Source organism: Nocardia salmonicida NBRC 13393 (assembly GCF_001613085.1).
In the GTDB taxonomy this organism is placed as follows: Bacteria; Actinomycetota; Actinomycetes; order Mycobacteriales; family Mycobacteriaceae; genus Nocardia; species Nocardia salmonicida.
This window is the reverse complement of record NZ_BDBR01000064.1, coordinates 1-19,503: the sequence shown is the minus strand read 5'-3', so window position 1 is coordinate 19,503 and position 19,503 is coordinate 1. Positions and strand designations below refer to the sequence as shown.

At 68.7% G+C, this 19,503-nt stretch carries 12 protein-coding genes; 6 read left to right on the top strand and 6 right to left on the bottom strand.

Annotation, left to right across the window (positions count from 1 at the left end; all coding sequences use genetic code 11):
• Window positions 1–354 precede the first annotated feature (354 nt).
• The 5 genes from NS1_RS36735 (at window position 355) to NS1_RS40620 (ending at window position 10,505) form a co-directional block, all read left to right on the top strand.
• A complete protein-coding gene (locus tag NS1_RS36735; protein ID WP_062992088.1) occupies window positions 355–3,273 on the top strand; it encodes a DUF5691 domain-containing protein in 2,919 nt (972 codons plus the stop codon).
• The gene (locus NS1_RS36730; protein WP_062992086.1) at window positions 3,270–4,370 is read left to right on the top strand and encodes an ATP-binding protein; all 1,101 of its coding nucleotides are present in this window, start codon (window positions 3,270–3,272) and stop codon (window positions 4,368–4,370) included. Before NS1_RS36735 ends, NS1_RS36730 begins: the two co-directional genes overlap by 4 nt.
• A 49-nt stretch (window positions 4,371–4,419) precedes the next feature.
• Complete coding sequence (locus tag NS1_RS36725; protein WP_255284830.1) at window positions 4,420–6,945, top strand: DUF5682 family protein; 2,526 nt, start codon at window positions 4,420–4,422, stop codon at window positions 6,943–6,945.
• Window positions 6,946–7,045: 100 nt separating this feature from the next.
• Window positions 7,046–8,209: a VWA domain-containing protein gene (locus NS1_RS36720; RefSeq protein WP_062992084.1), complete on the top strand. Its 1,164-nt coding sequence runs from the start codon at window positions 7,046–7,048 to the stop codon at window positions 8,207–8,209.
• Window positions 8,210–8,285: 76 nt separating this feature from the next.
• Window positions 8,286–10,505 carry an ADP-ribosylglycohydrolase family protein gene (locus NS1_RS40620; RefSeq protein WP_062992082.1) on the top strand — a complete coding sequence of 740 codons (2,220 nt, stop codon included), beginning with the start codon at window positions 8,286–8,288 and terminating at the stop codon, window positions 10,503–10,505.
• Between the two features lie 135 nt (window positions 10,506–10,640).
• Here NS1_RS40620 and NS1_RS36710 read toward each other — a convergent pair whose 3' ends face one another.
• From NS1_RS36710 to NS1_RS36685, 6 genes are all read right to left on the bottom strand, one after another.
• Complete coding sequence (locus NS1_RS36710) at window positions 10,641–13,193, bottom strand: ABC transporter permease (RefSeq protein WP_255284829.1); 2,553 nt, start codon at window positions 13,191–13,193, stop codon at window positions 10,641–10,643.
• Window positions 13,194–13,216: 23 nt separating this feature from the next.
• Entirely contained in the window at window positions 13,217–13,993 is a 777-nt protein-coding gene (locus NS1_RS36705; protein ID WP_056813168.1) for an ABC transporter ATP-binding protein, read from the bottom strand.
• A gap of 74 nt (window positions 13,994–14,067) precedes the next feature.
• Window positions 14,068–14,982 carry a hydroxymethylglutaryl-CoA lyase-like TIM-barrel protein gene (locus NS1_RS36700; RefSeq protein ID WP_062992078.1) on the bottom strand — a complete coding sequence of 305 codons (915 nt, stop codon included), beginning with the start codon at window positions 14,980–14,982 and terminating at the stop codon, window positions 14,068–14,070.
• A gap of 163 nt (window positions 14,983–15,145) precedes the next feature.
• The gene (locus NS1_RS36695; RefSeq protein ID WP_062992077.1) at window positions 15,146–16,357 is read right to left on the bottom strand and encodes a CaiB/BaiF CoA transferase family protein; all 1,212 of its coding nucleotides are present in this window, start codon (window positions 16,355–16,357) and stop codon (window positions 15,146–15,148) included.
• 187 nt (window positions 16,358–16,544) lie between these two features.
• Window positions 16,545–17,474: a TauD/TfdA dioxygenase family protein gene (locus NS1_RS36690; protein WP_062992076.1), complete on the bottom strand. Its 930-nt coding sequence runs from the start codon at window positions 17,472–17,474 to the stop codon at window positions 16,545–16,547.
• A 101-nt stretch (window positions 17,475–17,575) separates the two neighbouring features.
• Window positions 17,576–18,346: a deoxyribonuclease IV gene (locus tag NS1_RS36685; RefSeq protein WP_062992075.1), complete on the bottom strand. Its 771-nt coding sequence runs from the start codon at window positions 18,344–18,346 to the stop codon at window positions 17,576–17,578.
• Between the two features lie 118 nt (window positions 18,347–18,464).
• Between NS1_RS36685 and NS1_RS36680 the strand changes: the two genes are divergently transcribed.
• The coding region (locus NS1_RS36680) for a serine/threonine-protein kinase (protein WP_157125599.1) at window positions 18,465–19,503 on the top strand (1,039 nt) is incomplete at its 3' end.

Below are 19,503 nucleotides of genomic sequence, written 5' to 3'. Positions count from 1 at the left end.
GAAACGCTACCCGATCGCCGGAAGTTCGCCCAGGGGATGCGCAGGCCCTCAGCGAATCTGCCCGCGGGAGTGGAATGGCCATCGCGGCGCCACGGCGGGACCTCGATGTCCACCCCTCGCCCACCCCGGCGGGCAGCTCGATGAGGTGTTCACACCCGCGTTACGCTGCGTCGAGCAGCGCGGGTGGTCCGGGCGGTGCCGAACAGGTCAGAATACGAGACATCTCAGTTCATAGCAAGTGCTGGAGCGCGAAATTGCCACAGCGCCAGCATTTTCCACCGGCTTCGCCGCCGACGCCGCTAGTTGTCGGTGGGTTGCGGTAGATATTCGGCGAACAGAGAACGGGGGAATCCGATGACCGAGCAACGCACGCCGTGGACCGAGGACCAGGTCCGCGCGCTGGCGCCCGACGCGAGCTCGCTGGCTGCCGCACGCAAGCTGGCCGGTCGCTGGCGTGAGACGGGCACCGCCGGGAATGCGGTGTGGGGGCTTTGTCAGGGCAGTGGAGCCAAGCCGTATCAGGCGATCGTCGACCTGGACGGGCCCGCGTACAAGTGTTCGTGCCCGAGCCGCAAGTTCCCCTGTAAGCACACGCTGTCATTGTTGCTCACATGGTCGAGCGGCCAGGCGCCCGCGCGGGATGCTCCCGCCGATTTCGCGGCCGAGTGGTTGGCGGGGCGGGCCGCGAAGGCGGCCGCCCCACCCAAGGCCAAGGCCGCGAGCACGCCGTCGCAGGCTTCCGTCGAGCAGCGACGGACCCGCGTCACCGCCGGGCTCACCGAACTGGAGGTCTGGCTGACCGACCAGATCCGGACCGGACTGGCTCAGACCGACCGTTCGTTCGCCGCGTACGAGTCGATCGCGGCGCGGATGGTCGATGCCCAGGCGCCTCGGATCGCGGAGACCCTGCGCAGGTTGCCCACCGCGGTCGTCACCACCGAGCACTGGCCCGAGCTGCTGCTGCGCGAGTACGGCCGCCTGCACCTGCTGGTTCTGGCCCATCGCAGGATCGATGCCCTACCCGAGCCGCTGCAAGCGGGCATTCGCACCCACGTCGGCTACCCGACGTCGGCCGAGGCGGTCCTGACCGAGCCGGCCGTCCGGGATCGCTGGCTGGTACTCGGCATGCGGACCAGCGAGGAAGAACGACTGCACACCCGTCGTACCTGGCTGCGCGGTCGCGGTAGCGGACGATGGGCCCTGCTCATCGAACATTCCTTCGCCACACCGAATTTCACCGGCGAGGTGCCCGCGCCCGGTAGCGAGGTGGACGCCGAACTGCACTATTACCCCGGCGCGGCATCCTTGCGCGTGCAGTGGGGCGCCCGCCACGGCGTACCCGAACCCTTCACGACCGTGCCCGCTGTCGGAGGCACCACGATCGACGACGTGTTGGACGCCTACGCCGGCGCGTTGAGCGATGATCCGTGGCTGCGCTCCTGGCCCGCGCTGCTCACCGAGGTCGTGCCGGTGCTCGACGAGAACGGTTGGCAGCTCGTCGCCACCGACGGCACCGCGCTGCCACTGCGGGCCGGCGTCCGCCCGTGGCGGCTGATCGCCGTCGCGGGTGGTCACCCGGTGACGGTGTGCGGCGAGTGGCGAGCCGACGGCTTCGACCCGATCTCGGTTCTCAGCGCGGGCGAGGTGCACGACCTGGAAACCGAATTCCCCACGGAGACGACCCCCACCCCCGCGCTGGCCGAACTCGTCTCGGTGGCCCTGCTCGGCACCGCCCGCCGCAGTGCCGACGGCGTCCACCTCGACTCCGCGGTCGCCACCGCGGTACCGCAGCACGCGGGCGAACCAGCCACCCGGCTGCTCCACACCGCCGCCTTGCAAGACCTCTACCTGCGCGGCGGACAGCTCCCCCGCACTGCGGCGAAACCCGAACCCGCCGTGGATGATCCACGCCCGCTGCTCCCCCGACCCGCCGCCGACCGTCTCAGCCGCCTGCTCGCGGACAAGTCCCCGTTCCTTACCGAATGGTTCGCCTCGGCAGCACCTTTCGACTTCCGGCTCCCCGATGTGCTGTGCGTCCAGGCGCTCTCCGCTGCCTCCGACACCACGCTGCGGGCTCCGCTGCTGCGGCTGGCAGGCCGCCGTGGACGCTGGCTCGCCGCCCGCAACCCGGCCTGGGCGAAGCTGGTCGACGAATTCCCTGTCGACGCGTCCACATCTCTTTCGGGCGCCACCCACACCGACTCGAGCACCACTACCGAGCCGGAAGCGCCCGCTGCCCACGATGTCTGGTTGTTCGGGACCTCCGGCGAACGAAAGGATTGGTTCGCGCGTACTCGCCGGGCAGATCGCGCCGCCGCACTGACCGTGCTGACCGCGGCGTGGTCGAAGGAGTCGGGGCCGGTCAAGGCGGAACTGCTGGCGTTGCTCGAGGACGGGCTGAGTTCGGCCGACGAAGCATTGCTCGAGCGGGCCCTCGACGATCGGCGCGGCGATGTCCGGCGCGCCGCGACGACGCTGCTGAACAAGCTCCCGGACGCCGCTTTCGGGCGACGGATGGCAGTCCTGGTGGCGTCGTGGATTCGGGTGGACAACGACGGCACCGTCGAAGTGACGGTGCCCGCGGAACTCGACGCGCAGGCACGGCGCGACGGGATCACCGACGCGACCGATCAGGCGAAACTGCGCTGGGACACTCCAGATTCGACGATCACGACCCTGCACCAGGCGATCGCCGCGACTCCACTCACCGCGTGGGCTCCGATCGTGCGCTCCACCGGCGAGAACACCGCCGCCGCCGCGCTGACCCTGGCGCTGCCGCCTCGCTATGCCAAGGCGATCGTGGACGGCTGGGTCGATGCCACGCTCGCCCAGCGCGATACCGCGTGGGCGCGTGCGCTGTTCGCCCACGCGACGCCGACCGAGCAGGCAGTGCTGCGGCGTCGCGAACTGTTCACCCTGCTCGAGGCCGCCGACCGGATCGAGCACGTGCTCGATCTCGACGCGCACCAGCTCAACGAGCTGCACGCGATCCTGCCCGGCCTCGATCACCCGTGGCCGCAACCCGTGGCCGACCATGTGCTGCGTCTGTTCGGCGAGCGCGCCCGCACCACCGCGCGTCAGCCGCATGCCAGCGCGGGCGTGTACACCGACAGGGCGCTGCTCACCGCGGCGAGCGTCCACCTTCCTGTCGAGCTCGCCTCGCGTGTCACCGCGCTCGCCGACACCACCGAAGACCCCGCCTGGCAACAGGCATTCCACCGACTCGCGCACGATCTCACCGATCGCGCCACCATGCTCGAGGAGCTGCGATGACCACCACCGAACCGTCGACCACCCTGCTGCGTCCCCACGCCGAACAGGCCTTCGCCGACGAGTTGGCCGCCCTGAGCCGCGTCGACGACCGCGTGCGTCCGCCGTCCTGGAAACTGTCGCCGTGGGCGGTGGTCACCTACGTTCTCGGTGGCACCCTGGACGACGGCACCGTGATCACGCCCAAGTACGTCGGCCCGCGCAGGCTGATGGAGGTGGCGGTCGCCACCCTCGCCACCGACCGCGCGCTGCTGCTGCTCGGCGTACCCGGCACCGCCAAAACCTGGGTGTCGGAACATCTCGCGGCCGCGATCAGCGGGGAGTCGACGCTGCTCGTGCAGGGCACCTCCGGCACCGCGGAGGAAGCGATCCGCTACGGCTGGAACTACGCCCGCCTGCTCGCCGAGGGACCCAGCGATGCCGCTCTGGTCGCGTCGCCGGTGATGACCGCCATGCGCACCGGCGCCATCGCCCGCATCGAAGAGCTCACCCGCATCCCCTCGGATGTGCAGGACGCGCTGATCACCATCCTGTCCGAGAAGACCCTGCCGGTTCCCGAGCTCGGTGGAGAAGTGCAGGCGGCCAAGGGTTTCAACGTCATCGCCACCGCCAACGACCGCGACCGCGGCGTGAACGATCTTTCCTCCGCGCTGCGCCGGCGCTTCAACACCGTGGTGTTGCCGCTGCCCGCCGACGAGGATTCCGAGGTCGCCATCGTCAGCCGTCGCGTCGAACAGCTGGGCGCCGCACTGGAATTGCCGACCGTGCCCGCCGCCGCCGAGGAAGTCCGTCGCGTGGTGCGGGTCTTCCGTGAGCTGCGCTCCGGCATCACCGCCGACGGCCGTACCAAACTCAAATCCCCCTCGGGCACCCTGTCCACCGCCGAGGCGATCTCGGTGATCACCAACGGCCTCGCCCTGTCCGCCCACTTCGGCGACGGCGTCCTGCGCGCCTCCGACATCGCGGGCGCTGTGCTCGGGTCGGTGATCAAAGACCCGGTGGCCGACACCGTGATCTGGACCGAATACCTCGAGGCCGTCGTCCGGGAGCGTCCCGACTGGGCCGACTTCTATCGCGCGTGCCGCGAAATCGCCGACTGAGAACAGACCGAAGGGGAGGACGGAACACACACCACACATGGGGTTTTCGATGAGTCAACGCAACAAGGCGACCGACCCGGCCACCGGTGACGCCACACCGGGCGATCCGGCGAACCATGCCGGTCTTCGCGAGACCTCCGAGACACGTGACACCACCGAGGCGGAGGCCGGTATCGGTTCGGTGGCCGACACGAATTCGAGCGCTGCGGCGACAACGCGGGTATTCGGCATCCGTCACCACGGACCCGGATCGGCACGCTCGCTGCGCCACGCGCTCGAGGAGTTCCGGCCCGACGCCATTCTCATCGAAGGTCCCGCCGACGCGGATCCACTCGTCGGTTTCGTCGCCGCCGACACGATGAGCCCACCGGTCGCGTTGCTCGCCTACGTCCCGGATTCACCTGCCCGCGCCGCGTTCTGGCCGTTCGCCGTGTTCTCGCCCGAATGGCAGGCCATGCGCTACGGCGTCGACCACGCCGTACCGGTCCGCTTCTGCGACCTCCCCGCCACGCACGTCCTCGCCGCCGACGATGACGCCCGTGGCGGCGGCTCCGACCCGCTGGCAGCCCTGGCCTCGGCCGCGGGCTACGACGACGCCGAACGCTGGTGGGACGCCGTCGTCGAATCCGTTCCCGACAGCGCGGCTTTCGACGCCATCACCGAAGCGATGGCCGCTCTGCGTGAGGACGCCTCGCACTCCGCGACAGGGATCACGCTGCCCGGAGCGGACGCTCCGCCGCAGCTCGGCGCGTCTACGCCGAGCGACACCGACCCGGTGTCGATACCCGGCGCTCCGGAGCTGTCGGAGAACCCCTCGGCGGCAACCGGATTCGTGCCCCCGGCAGCAACGGATCGGCAGGACGCCGCGCTCGCGCCACTGATCGTCGACCATCACACGCTGGTCCGCGAGGCGCATATGCGTCAGGTGATGCGGCAGGTACTCAAGGGCGGCGCGAAACGATTGGCGGTGGTGTGTGGCGCTTGGCACGCGCCCGCGCTGGTCGAACCGCTCGGGCCCGCCGCACCGGATACGCGACTGCTCAAGGGTTTGCCGAAGACCAAGGCCGCGTTGACCTGGGTGCCGTGGACGCATTCGCGGCTGGCGGCGGGATCGGGTTACGGCGCAGGCGTCACCTCGCCGGGCTGGTACCACCATCTCTTCACCGAGACCGAGCGGCCGGTGGCACGCTGGCTGACCAAGGTCGCCGGGGTGCTGCGCTCGCACGATCTGCCGGTGTCGAGCGCGCACATCATCGAGGCAGTGCGGCTGGCGGACACACTCGCCGCGTTGCGCGGCAGGCCGCTGCCCGGTTTGTCGGAGGTCACCGAGGCTGTGCGGTCGGTGATGTGCGGTGGCGACGAGACCATGCTGCGTCTTGTCATCGAAGAACTCGTCGTCGGCGAGACGCTCGGCGGTGTCCCCGAGGCCACCCCGACGGTCCCCTTGGCCGCCGATCTGCGGGCGCGCTGTAAAACGCTGCGGCTCAAGCAGGAAGCGCTCGCCCGAAACGTCGATCTCGACCTGCGTAAGGAACGCGACGTCGAGCGTTCGCATCTGCTACACCGCCTGCGCCTGCTCGGTATCGGTTGGGGCACTCCGACCACCGGTGAGGTTCGCAGCACGGGCACCTTCCGTGAGACGTGGACGCTGCGCTGGGAACCGGAGTTCGAAGTGCGCATCGTCGAAGCGGCCGTGTGGGGAACGACCCTGCGCACCGCCGCCGAGACCAAAATCCTCGACACCGCGCGCCGCGACGACGTCACCGTCACTGCCCTCGCCCACGCACTGGAAACGGCCCTGCTCGCCGACCTCGGTGGCGCCACCGAAGGGCTGATCACCAGGCTCGAAGCGGCAGCCGCCCTCGACCACGACGTCACCCACCTGCTCGGCGCCCTGCCCGGCCTGACCCGCACGCTGCGCTACGGCGATGTCCGCGGCACCGACACCAAGGCCCTCGCCCACGTCGCCGACGGCCTGCTGGTGCGGATCTGCGCGGGTCTGCCCGGCGCCGTCACCGGCCTCGATACCGATGCCGCCGAGGCCCTGCGCGCCCAGATCGACGCCGCGCACACCGCCATCAGCACCCGCGACGACGAGCACGCCACCACCGAATGGCTGGCCACCCTGCAACGCATAGCCGACCGCGACGACGTGCACGGTGCGATCGGCGGTCGCGCCGTGCGCCTGCTGTGCGACGCCGAACGCATCGATGACGCCGACTCCGCCCGTCGGCTCGCCGCCGCGTTGTCCATCGGCAACACCCCTGCCGCCAAAGCCGCCTGGGTCGACGGCTTCCTGGGCGGGCGCGGCCTGCTCCTGGTCCACGACCGAGAGCTGTTGCGCCGCATCGATGAATGGCTGCGCGACCTCAACGAAGACCAGTTCGTCGCCACCCTGCCGCTGCTACGCCGCACCTTCGGCTCCTTCGAATCCGGTGAACGCCGAGCCATCAGTCAGGCCCTGCGAGACACCGGATCAGCGCCGACAACAGCCCGGGGCACCACCGCGGTCGACCCGGTCCGCGGTCAACTCGCACTGCGCGCCGCCACCGCCATCCTCGGCGCCGCCGGATGACCGCCCGTGGCAGTTGGGCGGCTGCCTCGTGCCCGTCGGGTTCGCACGCGCGGCACCAAACACAGCAACCCGATCACTCGCTCGATCACGAGGAGCACTGATGACCGATCCCAACGAAACCCAGTCGCGCCGTTGGCGTCTCGTGCTGGGAACCGCTGCCGAAGAGCAGCTCGGCGGCTTGAGCTCCGGTACCGATCAGGCGATGGACCAGGCACTGTCGGCCCTCTACAACACCGGTGAAGCCGGCGGGTCGACGAAAAGGTCTGGTGGACTCGGCGGTTCGGCGCCCCGAGTTGCGCGCTGGCTCGGCGATATCCGCACCTACTTCCCCGCGACCGTGGTCGAGGTGATGCAGCGCGATGCCGTGGACCGACTCAACCTCACCCAGTTGCTGCTGGAGCCCGAGCTGCTGGAATCGGTCGAGCCCGATGTTCACCTGGTCGGCACCCTGCTCGGCCTCAACCGGGTGATGCCCGAAACCACGAAGGCCACCGCGCGAATGGTCGTGGAGAAGGTGGTGCGAGAGATCGAGCAGCGCATCGCAGCCAAGACCGTGGCCGCCGTTTCGGGAGCGATCAACCGGGCGGCCCGCACCCATCGCCCGAAGCTGCGCGATATCGATTTCAATCGGACGATCCGTAAGAATCTCGCCAACTACCTGCCCGAACACCGCACCATCGTGCCCGAACGGCTCGTCGGTTACGGCCGCAAGTCGCAGTCGATCCAGCGCGATGTGGTCCTGGCCATCGACCAATCCGGTTCGATGGCGGCCAGTGTCGTCTACGCCTCGGTCTTCGGCGCGGTCCTCGCCTCCATGCGGTCGCTGAAGACCTCGCTGGTCGTGTTCGACACCGAGATCGTCGACCTCACCGACCAGCTCAGCGACCCGGTCGACGTCCTGTTCGGCACCCAGCTCGGCGGCGGCACCGATATCAATCGCGCCATCGCCTACTCGCAAACGCTGATCACCCGCCCCACCGACAGCCTGTTCGTGCTCATCTCCGACCTCTACGAGGGCGGCGTGCGCAACGAGATGCTGCGCCGCTGCAACGCGATGAAGGAAGCGGGCGTCCAGGTGGTCGTGCTGCTCGCCCTCTCCGACGAAGGCGCACCCGCCTACGACCACGACAACGCGGCAGCACTGGCAGCCCTCGGCATCCCCGCTTTCGCCTGCACCCCCGACAAATTCCCCGACCTGCTCGCCACCGCCCTCGACCGCGGCGACATCACCCGCTGGGCCGACACCAACGCCCCGGCGGTGTAACGCGTGAACCCAGAAGCGCATCGCGTCCGAGCCAACTAGGCTGCGAACGATCGGGTTCGGTGAACGGGGTGAGGCGATGTTGCGGCGCGGGGCGGTGTTCGCCGGTTTCGTCATCGAGCGTGAGCTGGGACGCGGCGGGATGGGCGCGGTGTACGCGGCACGGGACCGCAGGCTGCCACGGCTGACCGCGTTGAAACTGATGCACCGTGACCTGTTCGCCGACTTCGAGATCCGAGCCAGGTTCGAACGCGAAGCCGACCTCGTGGCCCAGCTCGATCACCCGAACATCATCACCGTCTACGACCGTGGCGTCGACGAGGAACGTCTCTGGATATCGATGCAGTTCGTGGACGGTGTCGACGCGTCGGCGGTTCCGGTGCAGCAGTTCGGCAGCGAGCGCATCGCCCAGATCGTCACCCAGACCGCGAGCGCCCTCGACTACGCGCACCGCCGGGGCGTTCTGCACCGTGACGTGAAGCCCGCCAACATCCTGTTGTCGCACACCGCGGGCGTCGGCGCGGGCTTCGACGAACGAGTCGTGCTGACCGACTTCGGCATCGCGAAACTCCTCGACGACACGGGCGGGCTCACCCGCACCGGCCAGTTCACCGCCACCATCGCCTACGCCTCCCCCGAACAACTCAGCAGCGCCCCCCTCGACGGCCGCGGCGACCAATACTCCTTGGCCTGCACGGTATTCCGCCTCCTCACCGGCACCGGCCCCTTCGACGCGCCCAACCCCGCCACCGTCATGCTCGGCCACCTCAACGCCCCACCACCCGCGGCCAGCACCCGCCGCGCCACCCTCCCCACCGCGGTGGACGCGGTCCTGTCCAAGGCCATGGCCAAGGACCCCGCCCACCGCTTCCCCACCTGCATCGCGTTCGCCACCGCGCTCACCGAAGCCCTCCGCCGACGCGCGACCGCCGGCGCCGCGCCGCACGGATCCCCGAGTCGGCCGAATACCGGACGGCACGATCCGACCGCTGTCCGCCACAGCGCGACCGAGCCCGAAAGTCTCATCGCCGTCGACAGCCGCGACATCATCGCGGCCCGGCCGACCCAGGAACCGATCCCACACGGCCTCTCGCCGACGCAGACATCGAGCGCCGATCCTGCGCGGCGGACCAGGGACGCCGTCGCGACAGCCGCGCCGATCTGGCTCAACGCCGTGCACGGCTGCCTTCTCGGCGGCGCGATCGGTGATGCGCTCGGCGCGCCGGTGGAAACCAGCACCCTGCAACAGATTCGCGACGAGCACGGACACCTCGGGGTGGGCGACAACGCCGATCATCTGCGGATCTCGGAGGAGACGCAGTTGACGGCATTCACGGTGGAGGCCTTGGTCCGAGGCTCTGTGCGTGCACGGGCGAAGGGAATCGGCGGGGCGACATTGGGTTTACTGCAGCAGGGGATGCTGGTGTGGTTGCGCGGGCAGGTACGCGACGTGCCCGATCAGCCGATCGCCCTCCACAGCTCACTCGCCGACCATGCCGAGCTGACCGAACAGCGCGGCGTGGCGGTCTCGGTGTACACCGCGCTGCGCGAGGCGGCCGAGCGCCGGGATCCGACGAATCCGTTGGGCACTCGTGACCGGCCGATCAATAATTCCAAGGGCAGTGGAGCGGTGATGCGGGCCTCGCCGTGCGGATTCGGTTACGCCGCGGATCGTGGCGGCTCTGCGCTCACTGCCATCTTCGAACTGGGATGTGACGCGGCCGCACTCACCCACGGCCACCCCAGCGGCTGGCTCCCCGCCGGCACCCTCGCCGCACTTGTGTACCAGGCCAGTCGCGGCGTCGACACCATGACCGCACTCGACCGGGCGCGCGCCGAACTAGCGAGCTATCCGCACCACGAGGAAACCTCGGCCGCACTCGAAGCGGCGATCTCGCTTGCCGCCCGCACTTCCCGGCCAGGACGCAAGCCCCAGCCCGAGGACGTCGAAATTCTCGGCCGGGGGTGGATCGCCCCCGAAGCCCTCGCCATCGCCGTCTTCGCTGTGTTGGCCGCGGAGTCCGTCGGCGGGCCTGCCCACATCATCGTCCGCAACGGCCTCCTGTTGTCGGTCAACCATTCCGGTGACAGCGACGCCACCGGTTCGATCGCGGGCAGTCTGCTCGGCGCGCGCTACGGTCGCCCCGCCCTTCCCCATCGCTGGTCGCACACCGTCGATGCTCGCCCTGTGCTCGACCGGCTCGCCACCGACTACTGCACCGAATTCGGCCTCACCCCACCACAAGACGACCACGGGCATCCGACACAGGCCTGGATCGACCGCTACCCCATCGTCTGAACGCGGCGGGGCCTGGCGCCTGCCTATGGCCGGCCGCCGTCTACGAACACGATCTCGACCCGAGGGGAGATCCTCGCCTCGGAACGCACTCGGCCCCCGATGGAATCCATCGGGGGCCGAGAGTTGTCGCGACTCTTACAGATCAGCGATAGCCGCCAACGGCGGCGTCCGCGCGGCCCGCACACCCGGCCACACCGCGGCCAGCACGCCGACCACAGCGGACGCGACCAGCACGATCACCAACTGCGACCAGGGAATGGTGATCTGGTCGATGCCCATGTCGCGCAGCGTGCGCAGGAATCCGACGCCGAGCGCGATGCCGAGTACCAGCCCGACGATCGCGCCGAAGATGGCGATCAGCATGGACTCCAGGTAGATGGTGCGCCGCACCTGCGCACGCTGGGTGCCCACCGCGCGCAGCATGCCGATCTCGCGCCGACGCTCCACCACCGACAGCGCCAAGGTGTTGATGATGCCGAGCACCGCGATCACCACGGCGAGCGCGAGCAGCCCGTAGAGGATGGCGAGCAGGGTGTTGATCTGCTGGCCCTGTGCCCCCTTGAACTGTTCGTGGTCCTGCACCTGCACCACCACGAACGGTTCGGTGGCCTTCTCCAGATTCGTCCGCATCGCGGTCAGGTCGGTGCCCGGCGCGGCCTTGACCAGTACGAAGACATTGGTGCGCAGGCTCTGCGGCATCAACTGCTCGTAGATGCCCGGATCGACCACCATGGGGCCGAGCAGCGGTGAGTCGGCGTAGACGCCCGCGATCGTGAGCTCTATCTGCTTCTTGTCGAGGCTGGTAATGGCGACCTTGTCGCCGACCTTCCACCCGCGTTCGCTCGCCTCGGTCTCATCGATGAGCGCGCCACCGGCGGGGATCGTGCTCGTGCCGCTGGTCAGGTCGATGTCCATCACCGGATCGATCGGACCGTCCGGTGAGGTGGCGCCGATCTGATCGCCGCCGATCTCGAACGCGACGATCCGGATCCCGGTGACCTCGCTGACCCCGGGCACCTGGGTGCGCACGGCGTCGACCGCACCGATCGGCACACCGATCATCTGCGGACCGGCGAGCACGTATTCGGCCTCCACGCCCTTGTCGATGAGCACGCCGACACTGGTCTTCGCCGAAGCGCCGAGAATGCCGATCGCCGAGACCAGCATCAGACCGAGTGTGAGCGCGAACGCGGTGGCCGCCGTGCGACGCGGGTTGCGCGTGGCGTTGTTGCGCGCCATCTGCCCGATCGCGCCGAACGGCCTGGTGAGCACCCCGAGCACGAGCACCATCGGCCGCGACAACGCCGGCGCCGCCAACAGCACCGCCAGAATCAACCCGAGCGCGCCGACGCCGACGGTCACCGCTGAGCCCTTGCCGGTGCCCTGCGCACCGACATAGACGAGCACGCCACCGACCACGGCCATGACCGCGCCGATGATCGTTCGCAGCCGCAAAGAATCACCGGCACTGGCGAATTCGGAACGCATCGCCTCCACCGGCGGCACCTTCGCGGCCCGTCGAGCGGGGGCGTAGGCGCTGGCCACGGTGACGAGCAGGCCGACGAGCAGTGCGACGATCGCGGTCCGCGGCAGCACCGTCAGCGAACCGGTGGGCAATCCGAGATCGAAGGCATTGAGCAATGCCGACAACCCGTACGCCAACCCGATACCGGCGGCCAGCCCGAGCAGGCTACCGATCAACCCGATCACGACGGCCTCACCGACCACCGACCGCCCGACCTGCTGACGGCTCGCCCCGATCGCGCGCAGCAACGCGAGTTCACGCAGACGCTGGGCCACGATCATCGAGAAGGTGTTGTAGATGATGAACGTGCCGACGATCAGCGCGATCGCGCCGAAGGCGAGCAGGAAGTAGTTGATGAAGGTGAGCGCCTCGGAGATCTCCTTCTTCATGTCCTCGCGGACCTCGTCGGAGTTCTGCACCTTGTAGTCGGGCAGACCGGCGGCGAGCTGGTCGCGCAGGTCGTCGGCCGAAACGCCGGGAGCCGCGGCGATATCGACATAGGCGACGTGTGAGCCGTCGGTGAACAGTTTGCGGCCCTGCGGTTCGGTGAACATCACCGCGACCACACCGCCGCCCTCGGCACCGGGCATCTCGTAGATGCCGGTCAGGGTCACCTCGAAGGGGTCGCCCCTGGACGGAATCAGCACCTTGGCTTTGTCGCCGACCTTCAGCCCGGCCTTCTCGGCGCCACCGGCATTGAGCGCGATCTCGTTCGGCTGGGTGGGCGGGGCGCCCGCCACGAAATTGTCGGGCTCCTCGACCGCCTTGTCCGGCGGCAGGTAGGACAGACCGAAACTCGGTGCGCCGCCGGTCTGGACGGCCTTCTTACCGTCGGGCTCGAGGAGCACGACCGGGCCGTTGACGGCCGGAGCGACCCGGGCGACGCCCTCGGTCTTGGCCAGCGCGTCGACGATATTCGTCGGCAGACCCAGTGATTGGCGGTCGGCGGGGCCGACGCGCACGTCCACACCCTGGGCTTGGCCCTCGAAGATGCCGTCGAAGGTGCGCTGCAGCGTGTCGGTGAAAACGAACGATCCGGAGATGAAGGCGGTGCCGAGCACCACCGACAGCAGGGTCAACGCCAACCGCACCTTGTGCGCGGCGAGGTTACGCAAGGCGACCTTGCGCATAGGCCCGCCCGCCACCCGGCCACCACCCCTCATCGAATCGCTCCGCGAAGCTGTGTTCATCGGGTTTCCAGCGCCTTCATCCGGTCGAGGATCGAATCCTGGGTCGGATCGCGCAGCTCGTCGACGATGCGACCGTCGGCGAGGAACACGACGCGGTCGGAGTAGGCGGCCGCACGGGGGTCGTGGGTGACGATCACGACGGTCTGGCCGAACTCGTCGACCGAGGCCCGCAGGATCGAGAGCACCTCGCCCGAGGAGTGCGAGTCCAGGTTGCCGGTCGGCTCGTCGCCGAAGATGATCTCCGGCTTGCCCACCAGCGCCCGCGCACACGCCACGCGCTGCTGCTGGCCACCGGACAGCTCGGACGGCCGATGTTCGAGGCGGTCGCCGAGGCCTAGGCGCTTGACCACGGTGTCGAGCCACTCCTGGTCGGGCTTGCGACCCGCGATATCGAGCGGCAGGGTGATGTTCTCCAGCGCGGTGAGCGTCGGAACCAGGTTGAACGCCTGGAAGACGAACCCGATCCGGTCGCGCCGCAGGGCGGTCATCTGCTTGTCGGACAGGCCGGTGAGCGCGGTGTCACCGATGCGTACCTCGCCCGTGCTGGCACTGTCGAGTCCGGCCAGGCAGTGCATCAGCGTGGACTTGCCCGAGCCCGATGGACCCATGATCGCGGTGAATTCGCCCTTCGCGAAGTCAGCCGACACTCCGTCCAGGGCCTTGACCTGTGTATCTCCCGATCCGTACAGCTTGACCAGATCGAGCGCGGCGGCCGCGATATCGGTGGGGGCCGCCGCATCGACGGCCTCGGTGCCCATGGCGTGCGAAGTCATGCTGTCCAGTCTGGCCGTCGACTGTGAACCGCGCCATCCGGGATCCCCCCGATACCGCAGGTCTTACCGACCTCTCAGTGAACGACCCACTCGAACGCCTCAGCCCTGGAACGCGCGCCTTCCAGGGTCCGAGAGCGGTTGGGTTCGCCGAGATCTGCCAGCAGCTCCTCGGTGAGCCCGACCAGGCTCGCCAGCGAGGCGGGGGTGAACCAGTCCGGGCGAGTGGCGAAGAGGATGTCTTCGGTCGCGGTGTTGCCGCTGGCGCCGGGGGCGAAGGGGCAGCCGCCGAGGCCGCCCAACGCACCGTCGACCATGGTGGCGCCCGCGGCGACGGCGGCGAGGGTATTGGCCACGCCCATGCCCCAGGTGTCGTGACCGTGGAAGACGATGCGGCGCGGCGGGGTGGTGTCGCGGACGGCGGTGACCAGTGCGCTCACCTCGCCGGGGTGGGCTTGGCCGAGGGTGTCGGCGAGGACGATGTCGGCGGCGCCATCGGTGCGCGGGTCGTTCGCGATGGCGAGGACGCGCGCCGGGTCGACGGGGCCGTCGAACGGGCAGGTGAACGTGGTGGCCAGGCACAGCTGGATCTCGCCGCCCGCTTCGTGGGCGAGGCGGATCGCATCGGGCATCGCGGCCACCGAGGTCTCGGTATCGCGGCCGATATTGGCCCTGTTGTGCGCGTCGGACACCGAGAAGCAGTACTGGAAATTGCGCGCACCGGCCGCGGCCGCCTTCTCCACGTGGCGCGGCGTGGCCACCCACACCCAGCATTTCGCCAGCTCATCGGGGGTCAGCGCCGCGATCAACTCGAGCGAGTTGGCCATCGGCGCGACGAGATCGGGCCGCGCCATCGAACCGATCTCGAGTGCGGGCACACCCGCGGCGAGCAGCCTGCGCACCACGTCGACCTTCTGCTCGACGGGCAGCACCTTGCCGGTGAGCTGCAAGCCGTCGCGCAGCGTCACGTCCCGCAACAGCGGTGCTGTCATCGCCGCTGCTCGGGTTCCTGCGTCGGCACACACATCACGCCACCGCACGGTTTGTCGCCCACGCTGGCCGGGGTGGGGTGCACCGTCGGACGCACATGCCCCGGACCGCGCGGCTCCCACTTGTTGCGCACCGGTGGGCGACGCCTGCCGTGTACTCGCCTCGTCACAGTGCCTCCAGCGCGTCGATCTGATCTTCACTCATCCCGAGCAGCCCGCCGAGCACTTCTCTGGTGTGCTCGCCGAGGTCGGGGCCGACATTGCGGATCGGCAGCGATGCGCCCCCGATCACCGGGACGATGCCGCCGAAACCCACCTGCTTGGGTTCGGCCTCGCCCACGTCGACGGGGAACATCTGGATCATATTGCGTGCGCGGTACTGCTCGTCGGCCACGATGTCGGCGGCGGTGTAGATCGGACCGCACGGGATGGCGGCCTCGTCGAGCATTTTCAGCGCTTCGGCGCGGGTGTGCCGGATCGACCATTCCGCGATCGAGGCGTCGAGGCGTTCGCGGTGCTGCCAACGGCCGTTGTTGTCGGCCAGTTCCGGGTCGACGGCCAGGTCGGGGCGGCCGATGACCTGCATGTACCGCTGGAAGATGGCATCGCCGTTACCACCGATGATGATGGAGTAACCGTCGCTGGTCGGGTAGGCGTTCGACGGCGCGATGCCCTCCATCCGGCCGCCGACGCGCTCGCGATTGATGCCGTAGGCGAGGTGGTCGGGGATCAGCGATTCCATCACCGACAGGATCGACTCGTTGAGCGCGACGTCGATGATCCGCTCCACCTGCGGCACCGGACCCGCGACCCGCTCGCGCTGGAACAGCGCCATCACCGTCCCGAACGCGGCATAGATGCCCGCGATCGAATCACCGATCGACACCCCGGTACGCACCGGCGGCCGATCGGGATCGCCGACCAGCTCTCGCAGGCCACCGACCGCCTCCGCGACCGCGGCGAATCCTGGCCGCGCGGCCATCGGACCGGTCTGGCCGTACGCCGAGATCCGCGTGATCACCAGCTTCGGATTCGCTTCCTCGAGCGCGTCGGGCCCGAGCCCCCACTTCTCGAGCATCCCCGGCCGGAAGTTCTCCAGCAGCACATCGCACTGTTTCACCAGGTCGAGCACGATCGCGCGCCCCGCCTCGGTGCGCAGATCGAGCACGATCGACTTCTTGTTGCGATTGACGGTGCGATACAACATCGAGGTATCGCCGCCGTACAACCGCCAGTTGCGCAATTCGTCGCCCGTACCGGGGCGCTCCACCTTGATCACCTCGGCGCCGAAATCGCCCAGAATACGTCCGGCAGTAGGAGCGGCAACATAGTTACCGAGTTCCAGGACGCGAACACCGTCCAACGGCCGAATACTCATGTACCCAGTATGGTGTTCCGCTCCCCCCGCGACTTCAACGGGCCCATTCATGCGCAACCCACTGATCACGCACGAACATGGGTAACTTCCCAACCACCTCGCAGTCGTGGACACGCAGAACGCGAGGCCGACTGCCAACAGTTGGGCTCCCGAACGACTCGCAAAAGTCTCGGGGAGGCGGACAAGTTCAGCTGGCGAGGAGTTCCACTTCTTCGATGATGGAGTAGTCCTCGGCATTGCCCTTCAACACCGTGCTGGTCTGCCCGTCGACACCGACCGGGATATCACCGGCGAGGGTGATGCGGGTGAGCCGACGCGGCTGGTCGTCGTAGTCGTCGATGGCGTAGTGCTGGGTGGCGCGGTTGTCCCAGATCGCGACGTCGCCCTCGGACCAGTTCCAGCGGGTGGTGTTCTCCAAGCGGATGACCCGATCCTGGAGCAACCGGAACAACTGGTCCGACTCCCGGGCCGGAATCCCGACGAACTGCTTCACGAAGTGGCCGAGCAGCAGCGAACGCTCACCGGTTTCGGGGTGCACCCGCACCACGGGGTGTTCGGTCTCGTACACATCGGACTGGAACTCCGCCGAATACTTGACCTGCGAAGGCCGGACCTTGTCGACCGCCCCGGCGTAGTCGTAGAGGTTGGTGTGCACCGCGCGCAGGTTCTCGGCCAGCACCTTCAGCGGTGCGGGCAGCGAGTTGTACGCCGCGACCGTGGACGCCCAGGTGGTCGAGCCGCCGTAGGTGGGCAGGTACTCGGCGCGCAGGATCGACGCCTTCGGCACCCGGTCGACGAACGTCACGTCGGTGTGCCAGGAGTTGGCGCGGCTCCGCTCGGAGTCGATGGCCAGGCTCTTCACACCGGCGGACTTCACCGTCGGGTGCGGGGTGGTCGGGCTGCCGAGCAGCTCCGCGAATTCGTACTGGCCGTCCTCGGTGAGATGCTGCTGACCGCGGAAGAAGATCACCTTGTGTGCGTTGAGCGCACGACGGATCGTCGCTACGGTCGCCGCGTCCAGGTCACCGCCGAGACGGACACCATCGATCTGCGCGCCGATGTGGGCGCCGAGCTTGGTCACCGTCAGGGTGGTTTCGGTGGCAGTGTCGACCGTCATGGGGTCACCTTCAATTCGTTCTCGATCGGTTTGCTGTGTACTCAGCACACCGTGAAAACGCCGCCGCAGACAGGTTTTATCTCGGAGTGATCGGAACGGGCTCAGCCCAGGTTCTCGCGCAGATAGGCCAGGTCCTCAGCCACCCCGTCGGCCGGGGTTTCCAGGATGACCGGCGCACCGGCCGTGCGGCAGACCTCGGCCAGCAGTTGCGGGTCGATGGTGCCGTCGGAGAAATTGGCGTGCCGGTCGGCGCCGGAATCGAACTCGTCGCGCGAGGAGTTCAGGTGCACCAGGTCGATCCGTCCGGTGATGGCCTTGATCCGTTCGACGACGCCGACCAGTTCCTCACCGCCTGCCCATGCGTGACAGGTGTCGAGACAGAAGCCCGCGCCGTAGTCGCCCACCGCGTCCCACAATCGCGCGATCGAATCGAAATGCCGTGCCATCGCGTGATTGCCACCGGCGGTGTTCTCGATCAGGATCGGCACGGCGAACCCGCCCTTGTCCTGCTGACGTTCGAACAGCTTGCGCCAGTTGTCGATTCCGGTGTCGAGCTCAGCATCGGAGCGCACATGTCCGCCGTGCACGACCAGCCCGAACGCACCGAGCTCGGCCGCGGCCTTCGCCTGCTGGGCCACCGCGTTGCGTGAGGGCATCCGCAGCCGGTTGTTCAGGCTCGCCACATTGATCTGATAGGACGAGTGCACCACGACATCGATCGGACTGGCCAGGATCTCGGCGGCCTTCGGGTGCGGCTGCGGCTTGTCCCAGCTCTGCGGATCGACCACGAACAGCTGGACGACCTCGGCGCCGAGCTTCTCCCCGAAGCCGATCGGATCGCTCTCGTCGCGAACGTGTGCTCCAATGCGCATAGATCCCACCCTAATATCAGGCACCGACAACTTCGGCCGATGTTGCACCTCGGTGGCTTCCGGAGATACATCGGTAGAATTTCGGGCGGGTGCTCTGCCCTGGAGGGGGTGACTTCGCGTGTTGCGCAAAGGCGACGTATTCGCCGGGTACACGATCCGGCGCGTGCTCGGCCAGGGCGGCATGGGCGTGGTCTACCTGGCCCGGCACCCGCGGCTGCCTCGGCTGACCGCGCTGAAACTGCTCAGCACCGAACTGTCCGCCGACGAGGAGATCCGCCACCGCTTCGAACGCGAAGCCGATCTGGTCGCCCAGCTCGAGCACCCCAATATCGTCAATGTCTACGACCGCGGCACCGATGACGATCAGCTCTGGATCTCGATGCAGTTCGTGGCGGGCACCGATGTGGCGACCGCCGACGTGAACGTGCTGACGCCGGGCCGGGCGGTCCAGATCGTCGCCGAGACCGCCACCGCACTGGACTTCGCGCACGCGAGCGGCGTGCTGCACCGCGACGTGAAACCGGCCAACATCCTGCTCGCCAAGCCACCGATCGGACGCCCGGAGCGCGTGGTGCTCACCGACTTCGGCATCGCAGCGGTGCGCGACAGCGAGACCACCCTGGCCTCGGCGGGCACGATCACCGCCACCCTGGCCTATGCCGCACCCGAGCACCTGTCCGGGGCGCCGCTGGATCATCGTGCCGATCAGTATTCGCTGGCCTGCACGCTGTTCTGGATGCTGACCGGCTCGGTGCCGTTCCCCGGACCGAGTCCGGGCGCGGTGATCCAGGCGCACCTGAGCAAACCCGTTCCGCCGCTGCGCAGTCTGCGCCCCGACCTACCCGCGGCGCTGGACGCGGTGCTGGCCAGGGCCACCGCCAAGCGGGTCGAAGCCCGTTTCGCCAGCTGCGCCGAGTTCGCACGGGCGGCCAAGGCCGCGCTGTTCGCGGTGCCGGGGCCGTGGCATCACCAGCAGCAGTACACCGCGGCGGGCGTGGTGCTGCGCGCCCGCGACCCGTACCCGCAGGCACCGGGATATCCCCGGCCCCACACTCCGGCGCAGCCCTACCGCAACACGCCGCCGCCGACCACCCCCGCGCAGCCGTACCCGCACGCGCACACCCCGCCGACCACGCCCGCGCAGCCGCATCCGCATG

Bases quoted from the DNA above. Each gene is read 5' to 3' on its own strand.
- NS1_RS36735 (WP_062992088.1), top strand. From the start codon at position 355: ATGACCGAGCAACGCACGCCGTGGACCGAGGACCAGGTCCGCGCGCTG.
- NS1_RS36730 (WP_062992086.1), top strand. From the start codon at position 3,270: ATGACCACCACCGAACCGTCGACCACCCTGCTGCGTCCCCACGCCGAA.
- NS1_RS36725 (WP_255284830.1), top strand. From the start codon at position 4,420: ATGAGTCAACGCAACAAGGCGACCGACCCGGCCACCGGTGACGCCACA.
- NS1_RS36720 (WP_062992084.1), top strand. From the start codon at position 7,046: ATGACCGATCCCAACGAAACCCAGTCGCGCCGTTGGCGTCTCGTGCTG.
- NS1_RS40620 (WP_062992082.1), top strand. From the start codon at position 8,286: ATGTTGCGGCGCGGGGCGGTGTTCGCCGGTTTCGTCATCGAGCGTGAG.
- NS1_RS36710 (WP_255284829.1), bottom strand. From the start codon at position 13,193: ATGAGGGGTGGTGGCCGGGTGGCGGGCGGGCCTATGCGCAAGGTCGCC.
- NS1_RS36705 (WP_056813168.1), bottom strand. From the start codon at position 13,993: ATGACTTCGCACGCCATGGGCACCGAGGCCGTCGATGCGGCGGCCCCC.
- NS1_RS36700 (WP_062992078.1), bottom strand. From the start codon at position 14,982: ATGACAGCACCGCTGTTGCGGGACGTGACGCTGCGCGACGGCTTGCAG.
- NS1_RS36695 (WP_062992077.1), bottom strand. From the start codon at position 16,357: ATGAGTATTCGGCCGTTGGACGGTGTTCGCGTCCTGGAACTCGGTAAC.
- NS1_RS36690 (WP_062992076.1), bottom strand. From the start codon at position 17,474: ATGACGGTCGACACTGCCACCGAAACCACCCTGACGGTGACCAAGCTC.
- NS1_RS36685 (WP_062992075.1), bottom strand. From the start codon at position 18,346: ATGCGCATTGGAGCACACGTTCGCGACGAGAGCGATCCGATCGGCTTC.